6 protein-coding genes are annotated in these 6468 nt (G+C 63.8%); 3 read left to right on the plus strand and 3 right to left on the minus strand.

Annotated elements, in window-relative coordinates:
- Positions 1-399, plus strand: a 399-nt coding sequence (locus tag RMO57_RS16670) for a squalene/phytoene synthase family protein (RefSeq protein ID WP_310388506.1), incomplete at its 5' end; no start/stop codon positions are given.
- Between the two features lie 2 nt (positions 400-401).
- Positions 402-1664, plus strand: coding sequence for a hydroxysqualene dehydroxylase HpnE (hpnE, locus tag RMO57_RS16675; protein ID WP_310388508.1), 1263 nt, complete (start codon positions 402-404; stop codon positions 1662-1664).
- On the opposite strand, the gene RMO57_RS16680 is transcribed toward hpnE, so the two are convergent.
- Complete coding sequence (locus RMO57_RS16680; protein ID WP_310388509.1) at positions 1661-2761, minus strand: TIGR03790 family protein; 1101 nt, start codon at positions 2759-2761, stop codon at positions 1661-1663. The genes hpnE and RMO57_RS16680 overlap by 4 nt on opposite strands.
- Positions 2762-2848: 87 nt before the next feature.
- Between RMO57_RS16680 and RMO57_RS16685 the strand changes: the two genes are divergently transcribed.
- Positions 2849-3616 carry an IclR family transcriptional regulator gene (locus RMO57_RS16685; protein ID WP_310388511.1) on the plus strand — a complete coding sequence of 256 codons (768 nt, stop codon included), beginning with the start codon at positions 2849-2851 and terminating at the stop codon, positions 3614-3616.
- 55 nt (positions 3617-3671) lie between these two features.
- On the opposite strand, the gene pbpG is transcribed toward RMO57_RS16685, so the two are convergent.
- A complete protein-coding gene (gene pbpG / locus RMO57_RS16690) occupies positions 3672-4685 on the minus strand; it encodes a D-alanyl-D-alanine endopeptidase (RefSeq protein WP_310388514.1) in 1014 nt (337 codons plus the stop codon).
- Between the two features lie 135 nt (positions 4686-4820).
- Positions 4821-6362, minus strand: a complete 1542-nt coding sequence (locus tag RMO57_RS16695; RefSeq protein ID WP_310388516.1) for a 2-isopropylmalate synthase — start codon at positions 6360-6362, stop codon at positions 4821-4823.
- Between the last annotated feature and the right edge of the window lie 106 nt (positions 6363-6468).

Raw genomic sequence — 6468 nt, forward strand, 5'->3', positions numbered from 1 at the left:
AAGCTCGGCCTGGCGATGCAGCTGACCAATATCATCCGCGACGTTGGCGACGACGCCCGGCGCGGCCGCATCTATCTGCCGATCTCCGAGCTGCAGCAGTTCGACGTCAAGGCGCATGAAATCCTGCAGCGCAAAAGCCCCTGGGGATATAGCGAGCGCTTCACCGCCTTGATGAAGTTCCAAGCGCAGCGAGCGCACCAGCTTTACGACGAGGCCTTCGCCCTGCTGCCCGAGGCCGATCGGCGCGCTCAAAAGTCCGGTCTGATGATGGCCAATATCTACCGTGCCCTGTTGCGCGAGATCGAGGCCGAGAACTTCCGCGTGCTGGAGCAACGCATCGCGCTGACGCCGGTGCGAAAGCTCTGGATCGCGATGCGCACCAACTGGACCGGACGTTGACCTTGAAGCGGGTCGCCATCGTGGGAGGCGGTTGGGCGGGTTTGGCGGCCGCCGTCAAGGCCAGTCAGCTGGGCCATCAAGTGACTGTGTTCGAGATGGCCCAGCATTTGGGCGGGCGAGCCCGCAGCTTGGCGCCGACCGACGCCAGCCCGCGTCTGGACAACGGCCAGCACATCTTGATTGGCGCCTATCGGCAATGCCTGAACCTGCTTGAAACGGTCGGCGTCGACCCGGACCGGGCATTTCTGCGCCAAGCTCTGCGCCTGCGCTACCCTCGCCACGAAGGCCTGCGTTTGCCGCCGGGGCCGCCGCTGCTCAGCTTTGTGCGCGGCATTCTGAGCTACCGCGCCTGGCCGTTGACGGCCCGTCTGAGTTTGCTGAGCACCGCCACGGTCTGGCTGCTGCGTCGCTTTGAATGCGCGCCCCAGCTCAGCGTGGCCGAGCTGAGCGCCGGCCTGCCGGCGATCGTGCGCAGGGAGTTGATCGCTCCCTTGTGCGTGGCCGCCCTGAACACGCCGGCCGAGCAGGCCAGCGCGGCCGTGTTCTTGCGCGTGCTGCGCGACGCCTTGTTCAGCGGCCGGGGCAGCGCCGACCTCCTGCTGCCCAAGCGGCCCTTGAGCGCCTTGCTGGCCGAACCGGCGGCGGCCTGGTTGAACGCGCGCGGTGTCGCTATTCGGCTGAACACAAGAGTTCAGGGCCTTGCCCCATGTCCCGACGGTTGGCGCGTTGACGATCAAAGCTTTGACCAAGTCATCCTGGCCTGCCCCTCAACTCAAGCGGCAACCCTTTGCGCCGAGCTCGCCCCCAAATGGGCAACTCTGGCGGGCGCGCTGCGTTTTGAGCCCATCATCACCGTCTATCTGCACAGCCCCGGGACTGGGCTTCCCGCGGCCATGGTGGCCTTGCAAGAAAGCGCTGAGGCGCCGGCTCAATTCGCCTTTGATCTGGGCCAGCTAGGCCATGCGCCGGGCTTGTTTGCCTTCGTGATCAGCGGTGCGGCGGCTTGGGTGGCGCACGGTCTGGCCGCAAGCGGTGAGTCGGTGTTGCGGCAGGCAGTGGCCGAATTTGAATGGCAAAGCCCGCCGCAGATCATGCGCGTGCTGGCCGAAAAGCGCGCCACTTTTGCCTGCACGCCGGGCCTGCAGCGCCCGCCCGCCCACATAGCACCCGGGCTATGGGCGGCCGGTGACTATGTGGACGGGCCTTATCCAGCGACCTTGGAGGGCGCGGTGCGCTCGGGTTTCTGCGCCGCGCAGAAGCTCTAACGCGGCACAAATCTGGGCGCAAACGGCGCTGCCAGCGGCTCGCCCACAAACACGCCCTGCGCCGGCCACGCCACGCTGTGCCAATAGGCCTCCAGCGCCGTCACGCCTTGCAGATAAAACAGTAGCAAGAGCTGCGGGTGCGGGAACTTTTGCAAATGATTGCAGGGCTCGCTGACCGTGCCGTAGCTGGCGGTGGCACCGGCTTGCAGCCAGTCCAGCGCACTCATCTGGCCGCCGGGCCCGACATTGTCGAGTTGTCCGCCGTAGGAAGTCAGGTGATCGGCCAAAGCGCCGGGCAACCAGTCGACCGAGTCCAAGCCCGCGACCCGGGTCAGCCCCGTCATGTAAAACAGCGTGCGCTGCAGCGCCGGCAGTGCCGAGCTGGACTCGCGCCTGACTTCAAGACCCCAGGGCTTGAGCAGCGTGGCCGGCGGGAACTGCGCCGCCCGCACATTGCGCGCGACATCGGGTGTGCTGACAAAGTAGGCATTGGCGCTAGAGAAGGCCGGTAGGCTTTGATCGGACTCAATGCCGCGCTCGATCAAGGCCTGCGCCGCCTCCACCGACCGTGAGGCCAGCAGCATCGCCGGCCGCAGCCCCAAATCGCTGTGCGGGCGCGCGCCAAGATAGGAGAAATAGGGGCTGAGCTTGCTGACCCCGCAGCCGTTCTGGCAGATCTCCGGCTGAAAGCCCATGGCCAGTGCGCTGGTGATGGAGTTGCACTCAACTGCATAGGGCAGATTCCAGGCCAGCGCCAAGGCTTGCACCTGGGGGCCGAGCTGAGCCTGCACTTCGGCCTGCAGAGCGGCGAACTCCGCCGCCGTCAGGCGTGCCTTCAGCGGCAGCACGACGCGGGCAATATTGGCCTCGGGAATGCCGCGCCGGCCGGCGTAATATTCGCCGACGGCGACCGAATAGGGGTCGGCGGTGTTGATCAGCAGACCCAGATCGGCGGCCGTCAACCGCCCTTGCAGGCGGGGTACGCGCAGCCAAGTCGCCGCCGCCGGAGCAGAAGCCGTCGCTGATGCAGGCGCTGGTGCAGGCGCTGGTGCAACCTCCTGCGCCCGCACGGGCAGGGCCAGCAGCCCCGCAATCACCCAAGCAATGGAAGAGCGGAAACCATCTCGGCAAGTGAATCTAATTTTCGCAATGCAAAACAAAGAAATCTCCAGCACAATCAAGGCATGAAAAACAAAGAGGGTCAGACGCCGGCAATCCAGGTGCTGGAGCGCATGTTTTCGCTGCTGGATGTGTTGGCCAGTCATCAAGACCCGGTCTCGCTGAAGGAAATCAGCGCCAGCACCGGCCTGCATCCGTCGACCGCGCACCGCATTCTCAACGACCTGACGCTCGGGCGTTTCGTGGATCGCCCCGAGGCGGGCAGCTACCGGCTCGGCATGCGCATGTTGGAGCTGGGCAATCTGGTCAAGGCGCGCCTGGATGTGCGCGACGCAGCACTCGGGCCGATGCGCGAGCTGCACAAGTTCACACTGCAGCCGGTCAATTTATCGGTCCGCCAAGGCGACGAGATCGTCTACATCGAGCGCACCTACAGCGAGCGCTCGGGCATGCAGGTCGTGCGTGCCGTGGGGGGCCGCGCGCCCTTGCACCTGACCTCGGTCGGCAAACTCTTCCTGGCCAGCGATGACCCACAGCGCGTGCGCGCTTATGCCACTCGGACGGGGTTGGCCGGCCACACCCGCAACAGCCTGACCGACATCAACGCGTTGGAACGCGAAATGGCGCTGGTGCGCCAACGCGGCGTCGCGCGCGATGACGAAGAGCTGGAACTGGGTGTGCGCTGCATGGCCGCCGGCATCTATGACGACCAGGCCAAGCTGATCGCCGGCCTGTCGATCTCGGCGCCCGCCGACCGGCTGGAAGAGTCGTGGCTACAGCGACTCAAGGACACGGTGGCGCAGATCTCGACGGCGCTGGGCTATCGGGGCTGAAGCAAAAAAAAGCGCTCATCGAGCGCTTTTTTGCTTGCAAATACTGAAGCCTTGTTCAGAGCGTTGCCTTCAACGGCTGATTCAAAGCCGCCGGATTGCTGAGCACCCATTTGCGCACCCGCTCGGCGTCGCCAATCCGAGAATATTTGCCGGTCGAGTCGAGCAACACCATGATGACCTTGCGCCCGGCCATACGCGCCTGCATCACCAGGCAACGGCCGGCTTCGTTGATGAACCCCGTCTTCTGCAGACCAATATCCCAAGACTTGCTAGCGAGCAAACCGTTCGTGCTGTGGAACTGAACCTGGCGGCGACCCAAAGCAACTTGGTGTTCGCGGGATGTCGACAACTCCCGCAGCAGCGGTACCTCATGCGCCACCTTGACCAAGGCCGCCAGATCATTGGCGCTGGATTGGTTGCGGCTCGACAAACCGGTCGGCTCGACATAATGCGTGTCGCGCATGCCCAGGGCCTGGGCTTTTTGATTCATCGCCGCCACAAACACTTCCAGGCCGCCGGGGTAATGGCGCCCCAAGGCATTGGCGGCGCGGTTTTCCGATGACATCAAGGCCAGATGCATCATCTCACCGCGTGTCAGCGTCGTACCCACCATCAAGCGTGAACGGGTGCCCTTCTCGGTGTCGATATCGGCCTCGCTGATGCTCAACTTTTCGTCCAGGGACTGGCCGCCCTCGACGACCACCAGAGCCGTCATCAACTTGGTGATCGAAGCGATCGGCAAGACCGCCTGCGAGTTCTTAGCAAACAAGACTTCGTTGGTGTCCTGATCCATCACCAGGGCCACGCTGGACTTCAAGTCCAAAGGGTCAACGGCCGCATGCAGGCCATACAACTGACCAAAGGTCGGCTTGGCCGCCTCAATCTTCACCACCCGCACCGCCTTGCGCGGTGTGCGGGAGGCCGGCTTGACCTTGCGCACATCCTTGGTGGTTTGCTTTTGCGCAGATTTCTTGGCCTGCTTGGTCCCCGCCTGGGCGTCGTGCGCCGGCAAGGCTAAACAGCCGACGGCGAACACGGCCAAGGCCGTGCGCAAAGTGATGCTTGTCAAATATTTCGAAAAGTTCTTCAATCCGGGCCCCAGCTACTGATCGGCAGTTTAGGTGAAAGGAAAAATACTAGCAAGATCAAAAGCTTACGTGCGGCTCTTCAAGCTCCGCTTTGCGTTAAAAAGGGCGAATTCAACTTAGCCCTGGGCCGCAACACGCTCAATCTTGCTGTGCAATTTATTCAAGGCACTCAAGTAAGCCTTGGCCGAGGCCACCACGATATCGGGGTCTGCCCCAACGCCGTTGACGACGCGCCCGCCGATTTGCAGCCGTACCGTCACCTCGCCCTGTGATTCTGTGCTGCCGCTGGTGATCGCATTGACTGAATAGAGCTGCATCTCGGCGCCACTTTGCGCCGCCAACTCGATCGCCTTGAGCACCGCATCAACCGGGCCGTTGCCGTCGCTCTCCATCCGGTGCTCGACCGTGCCGGCCGCAAACACCACGCTGGCATGCGGCCGCTCACCCATCTCGGAGCGCTGCGCCAGCGCGATCAGGCGGTAATGCTCATGCTCGGCCGTGACCGACTCGTCCATCACCAAGGCGATGATGTCCTCGTCAAAAATCTCGTTCTTGCGGTCGGCCAGGTCCTTGAAGCGCACAAAGGCGGCGTTCACTTCGGCCTCGGATTCCAAGGCGATGCCAAGCTCCTGCAAGCGCTGCTTGAAGGCGTTGCGGCCGCTCAACTTGCCCAGCACGATTTTGTTGGCGCTCCAACCCACGTCCTCGGCGCGCATGATTTCGTAGGTGTCGCGCGCCTTCAGCACGCCGTCCTGGTGGATGCCCGAGGCATGGGCGAAGGCATTGGCGCCGACCACCGCCTTGTTCGGCTGCACCACAAAGCCGGTGGTCTGCGACACCAGGCGCGAGGCCGACAGGATCTGCGTCGCGTCGATATTGACGTCGAGGCCGAAGTAATCACGCCGCGTCTTGACCGCCATCACCACCTCCTCCAGCGAGCAGTTGCCCGCCCGCTCACCCAGGCCATTGATCGTGCATTCGATCTGGCGTGCGCCGCCGATCTGCACGCCGGCCAGCGAATTGGCGACCGCCATGCCTAAGTCGTTGTGGCAATGCACCGACCAGACCGCTTGGTCAGAGTTGGGCACGCGCTCGCGCAAGGTCTTGATGAAGTTGCCGTACAGCTCGGGGATGGCATAGCCGACCGTGTCGGGGATGTTGATGGTACGCGCGCCCTCCTTGATCACAGCCTCGACCACGCGGGCCAGGAAGTCGGGGTCGGAGCGATAACCGTCTTCGGGCGAAAACTCGACATCGCCGCTCAAATTGCGAGCGAAACGAACCGACTGTATGGCCTGCTCCAGCACCTGCTCACGCGTCATGCGCAGCTTCTTCTCCATATGCAACTCGCTGGTCGCGATGAAGGTGTGGATGCGCGAGCGCGCCGCGCCCTTGAGCGCCTCGGCAGCGCGGGCGATATCGCGGTCATTGGCGCGCGCCAGCGAGCAGATCGTGCTCTCGCGCACCGCATCGGCGATCGCCTTCACCGCCTCGAAGTCACCATTGCTGGAGGCCGCAAAGCCGGCCTCGATCACATCGACCCGCAGCCGTTCCAGCTGGCGCGCGATGCGCAGCTTCTCGTCCTTGGTCATCGAGGCGCCGGGCGACTGCTCGCCGTCGCGCAGTGTGGTGTCGAAGATGATCAGCTTGTCGCTCATGGTGCAGCCCTCAGGAGGTCAAAGACGCTTGTTTGCTGTTCAGGCGCAGCGCGCCGGCGCGCAGAGCGCCGCTGAGCAAGGCCTTGAAGGACGCCGCCACGATGTC

This window comes from Roseateles sp., from assembly GCF_031397715.1.
In the GTDB taxonomy this organism is placed as follows: Bacteria; Pseudomonadota; Gammaproteobacteria; order Burkholderiales; family Burkholderiaceae_C; genus Paucibacter_A.